The sequence below is a fragment of the Salibacterium aidingense DSM 18341 genome (assembly GCF_000429685.1).
GTDB lineage: Bacteria > Bacillota > Bacilli > Bacillales > Marinococcaceae > Salibacterium > Salibacterium aidingense.
In genome coordinates this window covers 112081-129921 of the sequence record NZ_AUCI01000002.1, presented here as the reverse complement: position 1 = coordinate 129921, position 17841 = coordinate 112081, and the positions used below count along the sequence as shown (strand labels likewise).

The following is a 17841-nucleotide window of genomic DNA, read 5'->3' as shown; positions in this document are numbered from 1 at the left end:
TATTTGAAAATATGAAGTTACCTTTCTCATTCCTTCTTTCCTTAATGATAAAACCTGTTTGTTTCAAAAAAATGTGAACAAAATGTGACGTTATAAAAAGTGAACACGGAGCACGAATAGAATATGCAGGTGTATGCTTTCCCCCTTTCTCCCCTGCAAAAAAGCTCCAGGTATGACTTCCCGGAGCTTTTTTCACGTTCAAGCCGATGTTTTCGAATTGGAAGGCGTAGTAGTTCCCCGTTCCGTGTTAGGAAGTTTCTTCCAATCTTTCAGATTCTTTGGAAGGAGATCTTTCAACACTTCACGTTTTTTACGCCGTTTCTGTTTGTGTTTGTTTTTCATTCTATCATCCCTCCTTATTATGCTATTATCACCGTATTCCTCTGTCTGCCCTTTTTTCTTTTTGTTCGTCGTAAGAAAAAACATCCTCTGCTTTCTCATAAGATTTCCCGTACAGTTCCTTATCTTTATACGTATGAATATTTTTATACGTTTGTTTTAGATTTTCAAAGATACTTTCTTCCGAATCGTCGTCAGGGGACCAATACAATATTTCCAGCGTGTTTATTTTGTTGGTGGCGAGAGATTTTCTACTGTACCCGATGGAGTTGGCATGACGGAATCCTGCTCTTTCATAAAAGCGGAAACGCTTTTTAGAATCGGAGTCGTCATAATCCAACGGCTCTACTTCCAGTATTATCGGTTTCCTGCGTTCCTTCAGATTATCAAGGAGCTGCTTTCCAAGCCCCTCTCCCCGCGTCTCTTTTGACACGAAGAGGTAATCAATAAAAATAAAATCTTCTGTTTCTACATACATAATAACATGATGAGGGCCTTCTTCTTTATGATATATATCTCCTTTTTCTTTCAATAAGAGTTCCATGTGTTCTTTTGATTTCATCTCTTCCACCGGGAAATACTGATTCAGTTTTTCATACCAATTCAACCGTTCCATGAAAACCCCCGTTTATCTGCTTTCTTTCATTATAAAACGAATGGCAGGATTTTGCACCTTTATCGGACATTTCTTACTGAATATCCTTCCCTAAAAAGAAAGAAGAATGTATAAGAGAAAAACGGTAGTCAAGAGACCCCGCTTAACCTCCCGTTAAGATCTACTGCTTTCTATAATAAGTGTGCGTTGATAACACGCATTCCTTGCAGGCGGGCCGCTTTAGAACACAAGGGCGGCGTACGTCCCGTGCCGGGTGAAAGCCTATATATAAATGAAACATAAATTGGCTGGTTTAAGTCCTGTCCAATATCGAACTCAAACCAGCCAGCCGGCTTCATAATCCAAACTCTAACTTTTGGGGATTGATTGCTGAGTTCGGAAATATTGTGTCCTGGGATGGTTTAATCCCAGCTCTGTTGATCAGGGGGTATAGTCCACTCCTTCTGTATAATTGTTATTGGCGTTCCACAATAAAAACTCATCAATATTTCCTTCATTTAATGCTTTTATTTGATCTTCCACTTCTTCTTTACCGTAAGTCTGATAATTACCTGAGCCAAGCCAGCGCGCTGTAAAATCCTGAATCCAGGGACGGGATTCAGGAGGGTGCTCCAGTTCTCCCAGCACTTCATTTTCCACATTGACATATTCTTTCGTTAATTTATAAGGATGGAGATCTGGTTTATCAATTCCAAAATAAGGAGTCCAATGACTGGGATAAATCATGGAAGAAATAATATCCACATTATCCGATATTTTTGAAAAGTTCTGCCCGATGCCGGGGGCCTGATCCAGCGTGGCGGAATACCCGAATATATCAACGGAAACGTCAATATCAAATTCCTGCTTAAGTTCTTCTCTGGCATAATTGACAAAATCAGTAACAGCGGTTACCCTCTGCTCTACATTGCTGCCTTCTTCTCCATACTCTCCTCTTGAATAACTTAATTCTTCGTCCCTGTTTTCAAAACCTTCCGGAAAACGCACGTAGTCAAACTGAATCTCCTGAAAGCCCATTTTCGCAGCTTCTTTTGCAATTTTCACATTATACTCCCACACTTCTTTATTGTAGGGGTTAACAAAGGCTTCCTCTCTTCCATTTTTCCAGATAGCCCCGTTCTCACGAAAAGATAAATCCGGTCTTTTTTCAGCCAGAACCGTATCTTTAAATACAACAATCCGGGCAATGGGGTATACCTCGTTTTCTTCCATGGCGTCCATCATTTCCTGCGGATCACTGATCATGTTTTTTCCAATATTAGGGAGATCAACTTCCTCTCCAGGACGAAACGTTAAATTTCCGAAATCATCTTTAATATCAATAACCATCGAATTTAAATCCGTAGAATTCGTTAAATCCAGCAGTTTTTCAAAACGAGAGCCCCCGGCAGAATGCCCGGTAACATATATACCGCGAACCCCATCCTCGGGATAAGTAAAATTATAGCCGCTGTCGTAATAAAATCGTGATAAATCTTCATTTAATTCTTTATTCATCTCATGGGTTTGTTTGTGGGTATGGTAAGATATTGTTTTATTTTCTTCCCCGCTCGTATCTTCCGTTAACCAAAAAACTCCTGCCGCCAGAATCGCGGTTCCAAATGGTATCCAAAATTTTTTCATTATTTCACAGCTTTCTTTATATATGTAAGTAAAATAGCACAGTTTATTGACAGACATTTCTTCCTCTTTAAATTATACATAGTTTTTCACATTTCACCAATAGGTCCAAAGAAAAAAATGGCAGCAAAATCGAATCCGACTTTCCTCCTTTTATACCTGCTATAAATATGCCTATGCAGCCTTCCTTCTCGTTACCATTAAAAATATTGTGGGTAGTGCCGGAAATTCTTGATGATTTAGTTACTTTCCTATTGCAAACTGTTATTTCCCCCGTTATAATAGTAAAAATATATTCATATTCGCAGCTTTTAGGAGGGACGATGATGAGAAACGTAACACTTGAACAATTATATGAGCATCCGGTCACTCAGAAATATGTAAAACGGTCCGGTCTGGCTCATGCCATTGCTGCATCTTATCACGCCTTCCATCTTGCCGTGAAAAATAACGCAAACCCGGACCTTGCTGTAAAGGCTGCTTTTCTGCACGATATGGGGCATTACACATGGTACCGTAATGGCGAGTGGGATTTTGACTCCTATAAAGAAAATGATATTCACTCGATAAAAGGCGCGGAAAGAGCGCACAAATTATTAATACGGCTTGGGGAGAACCCTGGTCACGCCAAAGAAATAGCAGTAGCTGTCCTGCTGCATACAGATTCCTTTCTTCCGGTTAATCATGACCAGCTCCAGCTGAGCACCCTACAGCAAATTGTGGCTCTTGCAGATGAACTGGATGAAGAACCTGCCGGCGGCCACCACTATCGTTCGATTTCTGAGAGCAAAGCCCGCCGGGACATTAAAAACCTGGACCAGCTTATTGATCAATCGCTTCAAAAGAGCAGAGCGGAAGAAACCAGTGAAGTTTAAAAAACAAGAGCACTTATACAAAAAAGCCGTTGAGCAGTCTCAACGGCTTTTTATTAATTTCTCACAACGGCCTGTCTTTCCAGCCACGGAACTACGTTATCGACCGTTCCATCCAAAAAGGAAATGGTTCCTTCATCGGTTAAATATCCATTCTCATCCACTTTTTCATGTATTGAACCAATCAATACTTCATTTGCGGGAAGAAGAGGAGAAGATAATCCTGGAGCGAACAGAATATCGCGTAAGTGGGATTGCGCCTTTACTGTTCCCAGAGCTCCCATAGACGCTCCTACGATCCAAGATGGCTTTCCGATCATCACTTGATCCACACGGGACAGCCAGTCAATGGCATTTTTGAGCGCTCCTGAAATGGTGCCGTTATATTCCGGTGTCACCCATAATACAGCCTCTGCTTCTGCTACTCTGTTTTTGAACTCTGTCACTTCCGCCGGGGCTGCCATTTCAATATCCTGGTTGTAGAACGGCAGATGACCGATCTCGAGAATATCAAGATGGAAACGGTCCTGGTATCGTTCCTTTATAAATTTTGCAAGTTTCAGGTTGTACGAATCTTTTCTCGTACTCCCAATAACAGCAGCGATTTTCACTGCAATACCTCCCATGGTTGTAAAATAGTTGTGTATGAAGTACAGAAGTTATTGTAACGGAGTTGGAGAGGGAAGAAAAGTATTATGCCTGCGGCCCATTTTACCAATAGATAGATTATTCTCTTTGCTTGACAAATTGATAAAGGGTACTCATATCCTTTTCTCCAAATCCTTGGTCACTTGCTTTTTGAAATAAGTCCTCCACTTTTTTTCCTGCTTCCAGATTCACATCTGCTTCCCCGGCCATTTGTTCTGCAAGGCCCAGATCTTTTAATAAGAGATCTAATGCAAAACCCGGCTCTTCTTTATCCTCAACAATAAAGTCCCTGTAATGACGGTCAAATATCCTGCTTTGGGCAAAACTGCGGCTGAGTACCTGATAAAGCAGACTTTTATCTATGCCGGATTGATCCGCAAGATGGAGGGCCTCCCCAACTGCTGCCGTGTGCATACCGACCATGTATTGATTAATCAGTTTGACCTTTGTGCCGCTTCCTGCCGGACCGGTGTAAGTAATATTGGCCCCCAGAATATCTAAAATAGGCTGGGCCTCTTTAAATACTTCTTCTTCTCCCCCGCACATAATAGCGAGTGTTCCTGCATCTGCTCCTGTCGTCCCCCCGCTTACCGGGGCATCAAGATAACGTGCCCCGCTGCGCTGCGCTTTTTCTTCCACCGTCCTATGTAATGAAGGAGAAACCGTACTGAAATCAATGATAAGAGGGTTATTTAATGGAAACTGCAACAGCCCCTTCTCCCCCAGTAAAACCTGCTCCACATCTGCAGGCTGCGGCAGGCATGTCATGATAACGTCGGCCTTTTCCGCCACTGCAGCTAATGATTCTGCCGGGCGGCCGCCAAGCTCCTCAAATGTTTTTTCTTTTTCTTTTGATCGATTTAACCCATATACCACATATCCAGCCTGCACCAGGTTGCGGGCCATTGGCATTCCCATATTCCCAAGTCCAATAAATGCAAGTGTCTGCATCGTTCCCCTCCTTATTTCCATTCTTTAGAAACCATTTCCCATTCATGAATTTCATAATCTCTTGCTCCCTGAATGACAAATGGATCCTGCTTGACCAATGCTTCTACATCTTCTACCTTGTCCGCTCGATAAATAACAAGTCCTCCGCTGCCGTCCGTAAATTTTCCATTGGCTGCAACATTTCCTTCATTCCTTTGTTTTTCCAGAAATGCCAGATGATCCGGTCTGTAAGTCCGGCTCAAATCCTGGTCTTTTAACGGCAGCAATACTGCAAAATATCGCATTTCACATCGCCTCTTCTTTCTTCTACATTTTTATCCCTTCGTATACTTAGGGATAACCAATACATTTTCCTGCTTTTATTTATATTTGTTTTATACGTTTCACTATTGACTATATCACGGTTTGATGGTATGTTAATAGAGGAATGAAGAGGGGAGTAGCGTCCAATAGGATCAACGGATCGTCATGACAGTGCTGAAAGCACTCGGTTCGTTGAACGCCGCACACTGTTGCGGATGTACGCAAGACCTTTTTATAAAAGGATTGGAGTATGTATCTCCAGTTTTTTTATAAGAAGGTCTTTTTTTATTAGGATGGTCCGCCGTTCTGGAATAGCAGCCAATGCCTCTCTTGATTTTATGGCCCATATCAAAGGAGAGAACCTCATGATTTTTTTCTTTTTTGCCATTGCTGCCGTTTTGACCGTTACAGCAGCAGTGAAGTTATCTACGTACGCCGATGTTATCAGTCTCAAGTCCAAATGGGGAGGTTTGATGGTAGGGACCATTCTTCTTGCCGGGGCAACTTCTCTGCCGGAGGTGACAACAAGTCTCACCGCAGTTATCCTTGATAATCCCGACATTGCTGTTGGGAATGTTCTCGGCAGTAATATGTTTAATCTGCTCATTATCGCAACATTTGATCTATATTACCGTAAAGAAAAATTGTTTTCCAGGACAGATATGTCACACGCGTATACAGCATCTTTAGGAATTGTTTTATCACTGATGGTTCTTGCTGCCTTATTCATAAGGACAGACCTGTCCCTTGCTGGTATCGGCCTTGATTCCCTGTTCATTCTCGCAGTCTATATCGCAGGAATAATCTTTATTAATAAACAAACGGAAAAAGGGATGACAGAAGAAGCGGAGGTTTCCCGATCCGAGGAATCTACGCCATCTTATGCTATTTCATTAAAACATGCACAAATCGGATTTATTATTGCCGCAGCCGTCATACTGGCGGCCGGCTCCTTGTTGACGATTACCGGGGATGAGATCGCTGTTCAGACAGGTCTTGGCTCCAGTTTTGTCGGAAGTTTTCTTATCGCCGCTTCTACTTCGCTTCCTGAAGCTGTTGCTGTGTTGGTAGCTCTGCAGCTTCAAAATCACAACCTTGCTCTCGGGTCCATCCTTGGAAGTAATCTTTTTAACATGATTTTATTGGCCGTAAGTGATATAGCTTATTTCAGCGGACCCATTATTGCGGCCTCCAGCCCTGTACATCAAATCACAGCAGGAGCTGTAAGTCTACTGGCAGCTATTGTGCTGCTTTCTGTACTGCGGGGACGAAAGAAAGTCTTCCATCTTTACCCATGGCCCTCTGCGCTGTTGATTGTCCTTTATTTTATTACGTCCTACTTTATCTTTATTTTTTAAAAGAGGAGGTTTCTGCTTTGTCCCGGGATGGTTCCTTTCCTGCAGCGGCGATTGCATTTTCAAGTTTTTCTTTCTCAATCGGCCCGTAATAAGTCTCTAAAATCGTCCCCCTTTCATTGAGCAGAAAAGAAATAGGTACGCCGGTAACCTGAAATGCATCAGCCGCTCTGCCCTCCTCATCCAGGAGCACCGGCATGGAGAGCTCCCCTTCCTGAACAAACTGGACTACCTGCTCTTTCTGGTATTCCTGGGTGGTAGCATTAACTGCTACCATATTGAAGCGGTCTTTATTGTCCTGATAATAGGAAGACAACTGCGGTAGTTCCTGCTGGCAAATGCCGCACCAGCTCGCAAAAAAAGTTATTAATAAGGGTTGATCCATAAACGAGCCAAGAGAATACATTTCATTATTCATGCCCCGCAGTTCCAGTTCAGGAGCAGTCTCTCCATCCTGTGCTACCGGATATCCAGCCGCCGCTTGTTCCGCTTTTTTTGCCGGACTGTAAGATGCTTGATAAAATAAACCAGAAATGAAAATTAATCCACACAAGGCCAGAAACATCAACCGTTTTTGAAAAAAACGCAAGAAGAAATCCTCCTTTCCCAGAATGTAGGTGTTACAATGCTGATTACCCGTATCCTTGTATATATTCTTACTGTAATGGTCCTCGTCTTTGTCCTTCTATCCACGGTGTTCCCCGTATTAGGACGTGGTCCTTTAGCAGCTGTGCTTATGTTGGGGGTTCCGTTATATGCTGTTTACCTTGGGTTGAAGCACCGCTCTTAGCAGCAAGCCGCAGAGCTGTATCTATAATGCGGGCTGTACTATCCGGAGCCTGAAGCCTTCTTAACCGCCGCTTCATTTTCTCTCTTTCAAATGGACTCTGCATAAACAAATTGGTTTCCTGCCTCATCGATCTTGAAGAAAACGCAGCATAAGCAGCATGGTGTTTTATAAAATAAGCTGTGTTTCTCTCTTCCTGTCCGGGGAGAGGGGAGACAATGATCGTTGGTGTTTCGTACAGAGCTGCTTCTGTCAGAGTCATACCTCCCCCTTTGGTGATTAAAATGTCGGCTGCCTGTAAATAATCGGTGAACCGCTCCGTAAATGGAAGAGTAATAACATGGTGCCGGGCAGACCTTTGTTTTGCGGACCACTTTTTTGTCCCCGTCATGAAGACGATGGTCGCCGGAGCTGGGAGGCTGCATAGTTCTGCCAGCTTTTTTTGAAATGGGAAATTCCCATCTCCCCCGCCGCATACAAGAAGAAGTGGCTTGGCTTGGTCCCAGCCATGTTCCAGGCAGCATTCTTTTTTCGTATACGGCTTATTTTTAGGTTCCACCGGTAGTCCAAAAGGAAATACCGGCTTTGTGCCGCTGGAAGGGGCCTGTCCGGGCAAAGCTGGTAAAAAATAGCCGTCCACTTCAGGATGATGCGTAATCGGAGGATCCCAATAATCAGTAGCGATATGATAAAGCGGCAGAAATGGTTTCTTATTTTTCTTCTTCCCTTCCGCTGCTACGGCACTAAGCAGTGGATGAACGGACAATACAAGGTCCGCATTCAGGGCTTGCTGAATCGACTCCTGATAGTGATCAGCCACCACAGAAATAAACGCAGACAACCGGCGGCGGCAGCATTTTCTCCACACAGCAGGGAACCAGCGAAGTACTCCTCTATACCCCCGGCTGCTCCACTTATGCAGCAGAGGGCTTTTATTTTCCAGCGGTCGGCAAATCACGGCCTCGTGATTTCGTGCTTGCAGCTCCTGCTGAAGAAGCAGCGCCGCTTTAATATGTCCATATCCATATGAGGCTGTCCAAATGTGAATGCGCATCAAACCATACCTCCGCTTATTTGCCATAGTATATGCGTAGAATAAAAGAGACATGCATGATGAAGAGAATGTGGTTTACTCGGGAAAAGACTTTCGATATGATGTAGAAGAGAAAAAAACGAAAAAGTCTTAAAGGACGTTACATAGAAAGGAAGGCTTTGTATCATGAGCAGAGTTTTTTCAGGTATCCAGCCAAGCGGCACGCTGACGCTTGGTAACTATTTAGGAGCCATGAAGCATTTTGTAGAACTGCAGAAAGATCATCAGTGTTTTTTCTGTATTGTTGATCAGCATGCTATTACTGTACCGCAGAATAAAACAGAGCTGCGCCGGAATATCCGCAGCCTTGCCGCTTTATACCTGGCAACAGGAATTGATCCGGAAAAATCAACATTATTTATTCAATCCGAAGTGCCGGCCCACTCCCAGCTCGCCTGGATAATGCAGTGTGTTTCCTATATCGGTGAATTAGAAAGGATGACTCAGTTCAAAGATAAATCTGCCGGCAAAACAGGTGTCTCCTCCGCATTATTAACTTATCCTCCATTAATGGCCGCAGACATTCTGCTCTATAATACGGATATCGTACCGGTCGGCGAAGATCAAAAACAGCATTTGGAACTGACCAGAAATCTCGCTGAACGATTTAACCAGCAGTATAACGATATTTTCACAATACCGGAGGTTCAGATTCCCAAGGTGGGAGCCCGAATTATGTCTCTGCAGGAACCGGACAAGAAAATGAGCAAGTCCGATCAGAACCAAAAAGCTTTCATTTCCATGCTTGATGATGAAAAAACCATCACAAAAAAAATTAAAAGTGCCGTGACCGATTCAGAAAATGACATTCGGTTTGACCGTGGCAATAAACCAGGGGTATCTAATTTAATGTCTATTTTATCCCTCACTTCCGGCCGTTCTCTGGAATCGATTGAACAAGAATACAGAGGGAAGGGATACGGTGTTTTTAAAGAAGCGGTGGCCGAAGCTGTTGTTTCCCTTCTCACTCCTATCCGTGAACGATATACAGAGCTGATGGAGTCGGAAGAACTCGATGAAGTATTGGATCAGGGAGCTGAACAAGCCCGTAAGGCAAGCTTTAAAACCTTAAAAAAAGCGGAACGGGCCGTCGGACTGGGACGAAAACGTTAATTCGCGTCACGCCCTGTGACAACGTCGAATGGACCCTATGTAAAGGTAGTAACTCCAGCTCAGAACAGATCCCCCGTAAAAAAGACGAAGCTTGGGGTCCCAAGCTTCGTCTTTTTTAATAGCCTTTCTGCTTTCTCCAAATCTTTCCTACCCATACGCTGAACCCAATGGTTCCTACCGCAAACAGGATTGTAAATCCCTGCATCACGGCGTAAGCTAGTCCATCCATTGTATCACCTGCTTCGCTAACATATGTCTCTTTTTATTATATGGAACAATTCTCTCTGTGTAAAGATCTCCCGCTATTTCACTTCTTCTTCATGCTGCATATTCCAAAGTTTTTCAAAGAACGGCTGGCCTTTAATCATTTTTTGGCACAATTCATAGTGATCCAAAGACCAGCCTACTTTGACTTCATTATATAATTGATGCCATATTGTGTCTTTGTCCATGTTCTGCTGAATTTCTTCATATTTGTACGGAGCCCATTCTGTAAACCAATACCGGATTTCTGCCGGTTCTCCGGAAGTATACAGCTGATCCATAGCCATAAACAACAACTGCTTCAATTGCCTTTCCTTTCTCGTTAAACCTCTCATATAATCTGGATGAGGAGACAAAATATGATACTCCTTCGGCACCACTTCCATCTCCAGATCAAAAGCCGGGGATGTATCTGTTTCCATCATTTCTTTTACCGTTCTTTCATGCTTAGGGGTTAGACAGCTTTTACGGATAGGGGTTTTATAGCCGAGGGTGTCAACAGCTAGAACCCGGGTCCCGTCAAACATGATAAAACAGTAATCCAACGTAATACGGGTCATTTTTTTTCGGAGTGTACTCTTTTGAAATACTTCCTGAAGCAAAACCTCTGGTATATCTTCCAATCGATTTTCTACATAATCAAACAACCGTTCCGTTACTTTTACAATTTCAGCCTGATCGAGAACTTCAATTCGATCTTCCGCATTCCACTCATGAAAAGGGCAGACATTATACCCATTTTCTTCCCCTTCAAACCAATTAATCCACACATCACGGATTCGGGGCATCGTTTCACCCTCCTTGCTATCCATTTGTACCAACAGTATAGTCAGAGAAAATTTGTTTTATTCTCTTTTAGACGTGGAATGTTCTCAAGATTTTTCAGGCCAGTAAATGCTTCCTGTGATCAGTACTAATCCGAGCACGAGTAAAGCAGCTTCGGAACGTTGAAAAATAAACATTATATATTCCAGTATGGTTAATCCGGCCGGGATGTAATTTAAATACGCTATGAGACTTATTCCCCCCGCAGCTGCCAGGCCAAACCCTATTGCCAGCAGAATCAGTCTGACAATCATGTTCATTCTCTCCTTTACTTTTCAACCTTCAAAGACACGCCGGGGTATTATGTTTTATACTTGTAATAAACAACAAAACCTTTCGCTGCAGATTCATCAAAATCCTTTCGTTATCCGAAAATTGTTATTAAAATATTTCGTAATAAAGGCAGATGCCTTTAACCATACTTTATGCAGGAGGGGCGAATTTGGCTACTCACCGTGAAAAACAGCAGCAGGAACTATATGAAAACATGAAGAAGTACGACGAATTGGTCAAAGACTTAAACGAGAAAGCCGAACACCTGGGAAATGAAACCTTCTTCACTCATTTGCGTTTATACAATGAACAGAAGGAACAATTGGAAGATATCAAACAATATTTTGAGGAAGTTGGGATGCCTCCAGAACAGAATACAACCGAAGCTATTCTTTCTCTTGCCCTTAAGGAATTTCATCAATATCTGATGTATATAAAAAATGAACAGCAGCCGGAGGAATAAAAAATGGAAATCATTCTAACACATGAGCATATGGATTTTGATGCTTTAGCTTCGATGGTGGCAGCTTCCAGTCTTCATGAAGGCGCTTCGATGGTACTTTCCAAACAACAGTCCGAACAAGTGCAGCAGTATCTGGCTATATACAGAGACAGCTTTCCGTTTGTTTCTGAAGAACACATTATCTGGGAAAACGTCGATCATATTATTCTAACGGATACCCCCTCTCTTGACCGCACCATTGCTTCCTTTCTGACAAAAAGCACCATCCCGGTGACGGTGTATGATCATCACCCGCTTCCTGCCGAGCAAAAGCGCGCGAACACAACGTATTATTTAGAAAATACGGGAGCCGCCATCACCATTCTGCTTGAAGAGTGGATGAAACGAGAGTGGAAGCCGACAGATTTTGAAGCAACTTTATATGCGCTCGGTCTCTATACGGATACCGGCTCTTTTACATATCCGGGTACAAGCCTGCGGGACCTGAAGGCCGGGGTATTTTTGATGGAGAATGGAATGAAACTTGAACTGGTCCAGCAGTTTTCCGAAGACACATTGTCTGTGAAACAGCAGGAAGCCTTTCAACAATTTCTTTCCTCTTCCGAAAATATTGGAGAAGAAGGGTTGGATGTAGTTGTTGCCAGCCTGGACACTGATCACTATATCGGCAGTTTAAACGTGATCACCTCGCGTTTAATGGAAACAACGGGAGCTGATGCCGTTATTACTGTTACCAGCATGCACAATAAAGTATTCATCATTGGACGATCAGCCTCTGACCGTATCAATCTGATTCCGCTTATGCAGCATTTTCATGGGGGTGGACATGAACGGGCAGCCTCCGCCTCTGTAAAAGGATCTAAACTATCTGAGATACTCCAAGAAGTGAAACATCACCTAAAACATTCTATTACTCCCCCCTTGACAGCTGCTTCCATCATGTCTGTCCCTGTGAAAACAATCACCCCTGACATTAGCGTCGAGGAAACAAAAAAACGATTAATCCAATATGGCCATAATGGATTTCCAGTTGTCGATGAAAACAATGAACTAATCGGGATTATTTCCCGCCGTGATATTGATAAAGCTGTGCAGCATAACCTGGGACATGCTCCTGTGAAAGGATACATGAGCACCAACCCCGTGACGGTCTCCAAAGATACTTCGTTTGAAGACATCCAAGGAATTTTTATTCAGCACAATATCGGGCGCGCTCCGGTACTCGACGATCAGAAAATGATAGGTATCGTTTCCCGGACGGATATTATTGAACAATTACACTATCCTTCTCCTACCCGGAAAAAAAAGCCGGAAAATATGAAAAAACTGATGGAAACACATCTTCCCGAAGACGTCCTGCAGTTGTTAAAACAAGCCGGCCAATTAGCAGCGGCAAAACAAATGAATGCTTTTATTATAGGGGGAATGGTCCGTGATTTACTTTTAGAAACGTCGAGTGAAGACATTGACATTGTTGTAGAAGGCGATGGGATTGCCCTGGCGGAAGATTTTGCTTCCAGCATCGGGGGCAGTACCGCCATCCATGAAACATTCGGGACAGCGACTGTCACCACAAAATCCGGACGCAGGCTTGATTTTACCACATCAAGAACTGAATATTATGAGAAGCCTGCCGCCCTGCCAACCGTTTCCCGTTCCAACATTAAAGAAGATTTATTCCGCAGGGATTTTACAATGAATGCCATGGCCGTTTCCCTGCGCCCTTCCCATTTCGGAGAGCTGCTTGATTATTTTAACGGGCTGGAGGATATAAAGAATAAAACCCTTCGTGTTCTCCATAATCTAAGCTTTGTAGAAGATCCTACAAGAATTATAAGAGGCATCCGGTTTGAACAACGGTTTTCTTTTCAAATGAATCAAGAAACCACAGCTTTTGTCCATCACTCGGTTTCCGCTGTCTCGTCTCTGTCCCGTACCCGGATTGCCTCAGAATTTAAATATCTATTTCATGAAACAGATCCACTGCAAAGCCTGGAACGTCTTCGTCAGCTTGGAGTTTTAAACAAATTCTTTCCCGGTGCTCTCTGGGAGCAACATTCCAGAGCTGTTTTAACAAAATTCCTTCAAGAACAGGGTGTGGTCGGAACACTGGAACATTGGTTTTGTATTATTTTATGTCTTTATTTAAAAAATGAACAAACGGTGAAATATGCGGAAGCAGCCACCCTGACCAAACCACAAAAAATCACTGTCAAGGACATTGCTTTTATATTTGCCCGCGAAAAAAGGGAACCATTCGAAAGTTTAGGGTCCATTCACTCGTTTGCCGCCCATACGTGCAGCGAAGCTCTTTACTTTACCGCTCTCGCCTGGGAAGCAGGGGATAACACGGATACAAGGAAAGCGGCACAATGGAGAGAATATCGAAAAAGAAGAAAAGAACTGCCGACCTTTGTAAATGGCCATGATTTAAAGGAGGCGGGTCTCCACCCCGGCCCGGCATTTAAGGAGTATCTGTTTGAACTGGAACAACAGGTGCTTGATCAAAATATTACAAGCAGAACAGAAGCACTTACCTATATTTATGCTCGAATGAAGCCGAATAATAGTTAGTTTCGTCGGATATTGCTGCATTATCTAAAATTTTTATTCAACGAATCCTCTCATTTCTGTTATAATCAAGGTTGAATGTCCTAGGGAGGTAAAAACGGTGGCACGACATAAAAGAAGATATCGAAAATCATCCGCGAAAAAAAAATTATACGTTTTAACGTTTTTAATAGCTCTGTTGGCCATTACGGCCACTTTGACCACCTTTTCCCAAGGAGGTCAGCCATTTGCCAGTGATAGTGACAATAACCCGGTAACAGAGGAAGACAATCAGTCAGCTTCACAGGATCAAGGAGATGAAGAATCTAACGGCAGAGAAGGAAACGTGACCGAAAGCTCCGAAGAAAATGCGGAAGAAAACCTTACTTTTCTGCTCGTTGGAGTAGATGATGAACAAGAATCCGGGACGGAACGCACGGATACGATAATGGTTGCCAATTTGAACCCAAAAAACGGGGAAGTAAATCTGGCATCTATCATGAGGGATTCCTATGTCGAAATTCCCGGCTATGAAAATAATAAAATCAACGCCTCGTTTGCTTATGGCGGGATTGAATTATTGCAGAACACGATTGAAGAAAATTTTGACATAGACATTGATTATCATGCTACCGTGAATTTTGACGGTTTTATCGAAGTGGTCGATACAATCGCTCCTGATGGTATAGAAGTCGATATTAACGAACGAATGTATTATCAGGATAATTCAGGGAACGTGAATATTGATTTTCAACCGGGGACCCAGAACTTAAATGGAGAAGAGGCCCTTGAATATGTCCGTTTCCGCGGGGATGAAAATAATGACTTTGGTCGTGTGCAGAGACAACAGGAGATGCTCGGTTTATTAAAAGATGAATTGCTTTCTATCAGCAGCGTCACAAAGGTTCCTCAATTAATTGGAGCCATCCGTCCTAATCTGGAAACCAATGTTTCCACAAGCAAAATGCTTGGCCTGGGCAAGGACGTATTGTTGAATCAAATTAACAACATTGATACTATGCGTGTGCCTTTAGATGATACGTATACCAGCGAAAGATACAGCCATGCTGGTCTTGTGCTTGAAATGGACAAACAGGCAAACAGACAGGAATTGAAAAACTTCTTAAATCAATCCTCTTCTAACGACATTCAAACTGCTTCGGAACAGGAAGACAACAGCTATTAAGAAAGACGAATCCCGGGTGTACTTCCCGGGATTCGTCTTTCTTTGGCAGCCGGTTTTTCCCGCAGAATCCTTATCACAGCAACCGCTGTAAATAAGAATTACTATCGAAATCTTCCAAGGCGGCAAACGCTGAAAAACCCCTGTGAAATTTTCCACAGAGGTTTTTCTATGCAGTTACCCTCTAGCCGGTCAAACGCCGGGAACGGTTAAGCTTCATATTTTTTAAATACAAGCGTGGCATTGTGTCCGCCAAATCCAAGAGAATTACTTAGAGCCGCCTTAATCTCAGCCTGTCTCTGTTCATTTGGTACATAATCGAGATCACAGGCCGGATCAGGTTCTTCGTAATTAATGGTGGGCGGGACAATACTGTCCTCCATTGCTTTTAACGTAAACACAGCTTCTACTCCACCCGCAGCCCCAAGCAGATGCCCTGTCATTGACTTCGTGGAACTAACCATTAAATGATAGGCGTGGGAACCAAACACAGATTTTAAAGCTGTGGTCTCGTATTCATCATTATACCCCGTACTTGTACCATGGGCATTGACATATTGAATATCTTCCGGCTGAAGCCCGGCATCCTCAACCGCCTGCTTCATGGAACGGACCGCGCCCTCTCCTTCAGGGGCTGGTGCGGTTAAATGATAAGCATCTCCCGTTGCCCCGTATCCTACAATTTCTGCATAGATATGGGCCCCGCGGTTTTTCGCAGATTCCAGCGATTCAAGGATTAAAATGCCGGCTCCTTCCCCCATAACAAAACCGTCACGATTTTTGTCAAAAGGGCGGGAGGCGGAGGCGGGGTCCTCATTCGTTGTGACCGCTTTTGCCGAGCAAAACCCGGCCACGGCCATATTCGTGATCGGAGCCTCTGCTCCGCCCGTAATCATCACCTCTGCATCTCCCCTCTGAATCACTTTAAAGGCATCGCCGATTGAATTCGTGCCGGATGCACAAGCTGTGACCGAGCAGGAATTGATCCCTTTTGCCCCCGTTACAATGGAAACTTGTCCAGATGCCATGTCTGGTATCATCATTGGGACAAAGAAAGGACTGACTCGTTTATAGCCTTTTTCATTAAATTTATGAAACTGCTGTTCATATGTCTCCATGCCGCCAATACCAGCACCGATCCAAACACCGACATGTTCGGCATTTTCTTCTGTGATCGTGTAATCTGCATCTTCCAGTGCCATCTTTGCAGAGGCGACGGCAAATTGTGTAAAACGGTCCATTTTTCTAGCGTCTTTTTTATCAATAAAATCCGACGGTTCAAAGTCTTGAACTTCTGCTGATGTTTTCATTGGAAAATCTTCTTTATTCACCCGCGTCAACTCACCAATTCCGGAAATTCCGGCCGCAGCATTTTTCCAGGAAGAAGCAACATCGAGACCAATCGGGTTAACTGTTCCTAATCCGGTAATTACTACACGGCTTTTATCACTCATGTCTTTTCTCTCCTTTGTCTGCATTGTCCTTCTTACAATTTAAAAATCAGCGGCCCCAGCGCATGGCTGTGGCTCCCCAAACGAGTCCTGAACCAAATCCTACCATAACGACAAGATCTCCATCTTTTATTTTACCATTTTTTAATTCTTCCACCAGAGCAATAGGAACCGATGAGGAAGAGGTGTTCCCATATTTCTGGACAGTTACCGCCATTTTATCTTTAGGAAGATCTAATCTTTCTCTGGCAGCCTCCATAATACGGATATTGGCTTGATGAGGTACAAGAAAGTCTACATCATCTTTCGTCAGCCCTGCTTTTTCAACGACATGGATGGATGATTCCCCCATTTGTCTTACAGCAAATTTAAAAACTTCCCGCCCATTCATAATAAGCTGTGGATCCTGGCGGATGTGCATAGCTCCACTGCCATCGGAGCCAAGTTCAAAAGAGAGAAACCCTTTGTCTTTTTCTACAGGCCCTACGACAGCAGCACCCGCTCCATCGCCAAACAAAACAGCGGTATTACGGTCCTTCATATCCGTAACTTTTGATAATTTCTCCGAGCCGATAACAAGGATATGTTTGTACATTCCCGTTTTTATGAACTGCTCGGCGGTCGCAAGACCATATATAAAACCAGCACATGCAGCACTGATATCCATTGCTGCTGCTTTTTCTGCTCCAAGTCGTTCCTGCAGCAGAGAGGAAACGGAGGGAAATGGATAATCCGGGGTGACAGTGGCCACCAGAATCATATCAAGTTCTTCTGCATTCAGTTCTGCATCATTTAAAGCCTCTATTGCTGAATAGTATGCCATATCAGAGGTGTTCACGTCATCCTCCGCAAATACCCTTCTTTCAATTCCCGTTCTTGTTCTAATCCATTCGTCATTGGTATCCAGGGTTTTCTCCAGCTCCGTATTTGTTACTTCCCGTCCTTCTACAAATGATCCAATACCCCATATTCCTGCATGTTGCATATAGTGGTCCTCCTCTTTTTAAAAGGCAAATCGTTGTACAGTAAAATATGAATTAACACTTCATCTTATGACCTGGTTTTAATTTTATATCATCATGGTATGATTGTCCACCTATTTGATCCTGCCGCAGGATATGACATATCGGAATGA

At 43.3% G+C, this 17841-nt stretch carries 18 protein-coding genes; 6 read left to right on the top strand and 12 right to left on the bottom strand.

Annotation, left to right across the window (positions count from 1 at the left end):
* Nucleotides 1-198: 198 nt before the first annotated feature.
* The 3 genes from G475_RS27505 to G475_RS0102790 all read right to left on the bottom strand — a co-directional run bounded on the left by G475_RS27505 (nt 199) and on the right by G475_RS0102790 (nt 2578).
* Nucleotides 199-342, bottom strand: a complete 144-nt coding sequence (locus G475_RS27505; protein WP_169728504.1) for a hypothetical protein — start codon at nt 340-342, stop codon at nt 199-201.
* Between the two features lie 28 nt (nt 343-370).
* Entirely contained in the window at nt 371-946 is a 576-nt protein-coding gene (locus tag G475_RS0102795; protein ID WP_026699959.1) for a GNAT family N-acetyltransferase, read from the bottom strand.
* A 429-nt stretch (nt 947-1375) separates the two neighbouring features.
* Nucleotides 1376-2578 (bottom strand): putative glycoside hydrolase, encoded by a 1203-nt coding sequence (locus G475_RS0102790; protein ID WP_026699958.1) that lies wholly within the window; start codon nt 2576-2578, stop codon nt 1376-1378.
* 323 nt (nt 2579-2901) lie between these two features.
* On the opposite strand from G475_RS0102790, the gene G475_RS0102785 reads away from it, so the two are divergent.
* Nucleotides 2902-3450, top strand: coding sequence for an HD domain-containing protein (locus G475_RS0102785; protein WP_026699957.1), 549 nt, complete (start codon nt 2902-2904; stop codon nt 3448-3450).
* A 53-nt stretch (nt 3451-3503) separates the two neighbouring features.
* On the opposite strand, the gene G475_RS0102780 is transcribed toward G475_RS0102785, so the two are convergent.
* From G475_RS0102780 to G475_RS0102770, 3 genes are all read right to left on the bottom strand, one after another.
* Nucleotides 3504-4058: an NADPH-dependent FMN reductase gene (locus G475_RS0102780; protein ID WP_026699956.1), complete on the bottom strand. Its 555-nt coding sequence runs from the start codon at nt 4056-4058 to the stop codon at nt 3504-3506.
* 115 nt (nt 4059-4173) lie between these two features.
* Entirely contained in the window at nt 4174-5046 is an 873-nt protein-coding gene (locus tag G475_RS0102775; protein ID WP_026699955.1) for an NAD(P)-dependent oxidoreductase, read from the bottom strand.
* A gap of 11 nt (nt 5047-5057) precedes the next feature.
* Nucleotides 5058-5330 (bottom strand): YciI family protein, encoded by a 273-nt coding sequence (locus G475_RS0102770; RefSeq protein WP_026699954.1) that lies wholly within the window; start codon nt 5328-5330, stop codon nt 5058-5060.
* A gap of 384 nt (nt 5331-5714) precedes the next feature.
* On the opposite strand from G475_RS0102770, the gene G475_RS0102765 reads away from it, so the two are divergent.
* A complete protein-coding gene (locus G475_RS0102765) occupies nt 5715-6707 on the top strand; it encodes a sodium:calcium antiporter (RefSeq protein ID WP_026699953.1) in 993 nt (330 codons plus the stop codon).
* On the opposite strand, the gene G475_RS0102760 is transcribed toward G475_RS0102765, so the two are convergent.
* Both G475_RS0102760 and G475_RS0102755 read right to left on the bottom strand, forming a co-directional pair.
* The gene (locus tag G475_RS0102760) at nt 6697-7293 is read right to left on the bottom strand and encodes a TlpA family protein disulfide reductase (RefSeq protein WP_026699952.1); all 597 of its coding nucleotides are present in this window, start codon (nt 7291-7293) and stop codon (nt 6697-6699) included. The two genes, G475_RS0102765 and G475_RS0102760, sit on opposite strands and share 11 nt — an antisense overlap.
* A 145-nt stretch (nt 7294-7438) precedes the next feature.
* Complete coding sequence (locus tag G475_RS0102755) at nt 7439-8545, bottom strand: MGDG synthase family glycosyltransferase (protein ID WP_026699951.1); 1107 nt, start codon at nt 8543-8545, stop codon at nt 7439-7441.
* Nucleotides 8546-8710: 165 nt separating this feature from the next.
* On the opposite strand from G475_RS0102755, the gene trpS reads away from it, so the two are divergent.
* A complete protein-coding gene (gene trpS / locus G475_RS0102750; protein WP_026699950.1) occupies nt 8711-9697 on the top strand; it encodes a tryptophan--tRNA ligase in 987 nt (328 codons plus the stop codon).
* Nucleotides 9698-9999: 302 nt separating this feature from the next.
* Here the strand turns inward: trpS and G475_RS0102740 are convergent, their stop codons facing one another.
* Nucleotides 10000-10749, bottom strand: coding sequence for a DUF3603 family protein (locus G475_RS0102740; protein WP_026699949.1), 750 nt, complete (start codon nt 10747-10749; stop codon nt 10000-10002).
* An 84-nt stretch (nt 10750-10833) separates the two neighbouring features.
* Nucleotides 10834-11040 carry a hypothetical protein gene (locus tag G475_RS0102735; RefSeq protein ID WP_026699948.1) on the bottom strand — a complete coding sequence of 69 codons (207 nt, stop codon included), beginning with the start codon at nt 11038-11040 and terminating at the stop codon, nt 10834-10836.
* A gap of 188 nt (nt 11041-11228) precedes the next feature.
* On the opposite strand from G475_RS0102735, the gene G475_RS0102730 reads away from it, so the two are divergent.
* The 3 genes from G475_RS0102730 (at nt 11229) to G475_RS0102720 (ending at nt 15258) form a co-directional block, all read left to right on the top strand.
* On the top strand, nt 11229-11522 hold the full coding sequence (locus G475_RS0102730) for a hypothetical protein (RefSeq protein WP_026699947.1): 294 nt from the start codon (nt 11229-11231) through the stop codon (nt 11520-11522).
* Nucleotides 11523-11525: 3 nt separating this feature from the next.
* On the top strand, nt 11526-14096 hold the full coding sequence (locus G475_RS0102725) for a CBS domain-containing protein (RefSeq protein ID WP_026699946.1): 2571 nt from the start codon (nt 11526-11528) through the stop codon (nt 14094-14096).
* Between the two features lie 97 nt (nt 14097-14193).
* Nucleotides 14194-15258, top strand: a complete 1065-nt coding sequence (locus G475_RS0102720) for an LCP family protein (protein WP_026699945.1) — start codon at nt 14194-14196, stop codon at nt 15256-15258.
* A gap of 206 nt (nt 15259-15464) precedes the next feature.
* On the opposite strand, the gene fabF is transcribed toward G475_RS0102720, so the two are convergent.
* On the bottom strand, nt 15465-16709 hold the full coding sequence (gene fabF / locus G475_RS0102715; protein WP_026699944.1) for a beta-ketoacyl-ACP synthase II: 1245 nt from the start codon (nt 16707-16709) through the stop codon (nt 15465-15467).
* A 46-nt stretch (nt 16710-16755) separates the two neighbouring features.
* On the bottom strand, nt 16756-17691 hold the full coding sequence (locus tag G475_RS0102710; RefSeq protein ID WP_026699943.1) for a beta-ketoacyl-ACP synthase III: 936 nt from the start codon (nt 17689-17691) through the stop codon (nt 16756-16758).
* Between the last annotated feature and the right edge of the window lie 150 nt (nt 17692-17841).

Coding starts and splice junctions, on each gene's coding strand:
- G475_RS27505 (WP_169728504.1), bottom strand. CDS start 342: ATGAAAAACAAACACAAACAGAAACGGCGTAAAAAACGTGAAGTGTTG.
- G475_RS0102790 (WP_026699958.1), bottom strand. CDS start 2,578: ATGAAAAAATTTTGGATACCATTTGGAACCGCGATTCTGGCGGCAGGA.
- G475_RS0102785 (WP_026699957.1), top strand. CDS start 2,902: ATGAGAAACGTAACACTTGAACAATTATATGAGCATCCGGTCACTCAG.
- G475_RS0102775 (WP_026699955.1), bottom strand. CDS start 5,046: ATGCAGACACTTGCATTTATTGGACTTGGGAATATGGGAATGCCAATG.
- G475_RS0102770 (WP_026699954.1), bottom strand. CDS start 5,330: ATGCGATATTTTGCAGTATTGCTGCCGTTAAAAGACCAGGATTTGAGC.
- G475_RS0102765 (WP_026699953.1), top strand. CDS start 5,715: ATGATTTTTTTCTTTTTTGCCATTGCTGCCGTTTTGACCGTTACAGCA.
- G475_RS0102755 (WP_026699951.1), bottom strand. CDS start 8,545: ATGCGCATTCACATTTGGACAGCCTCATATGGATATGGACATATTAAA.
- trpS (WP_026699950.1), top strand. CDS start 8,711: ATGAGCAGAGTTTTTTCAGGTATCCAGCCAAGCGGCACGCTGACGCTT.
- G475_RS0102740 (WP_026699949.1), bottom strand. CDS start 10,749: ATGCCCCGAATCCGTGATGTGTGGATTAATTGGTTTGAAGGGGAAGAA.
- G475_RS0102735 (WP_026699948.1), bottom strand. CDS start 11,040: ATGATTGTCAGACTGATTCTGCTGGCAATAGGGTTTGGCCTGGCAGCT.
- G475_RS0102725 (WP_026699946.1), top strand. CDS start 11,526: ATGGAAATCATTCTAACACATGAGCATATGGATTTTGATGCTTTAGCT.
- fabF (WP_026699944.1), bottom strand. CDS start 16,709: ATGAGTGATAAAAGCCGTGTAGTAATTACCGGATTAGGAACAGTTAAC.
- G475_RS0102710 (WP_026699943.1), bottom strand. CDS start 17,691: ATGCAACATGCAGGAATATGGGGTATTGGATCATTTGTAGAAGGACGG.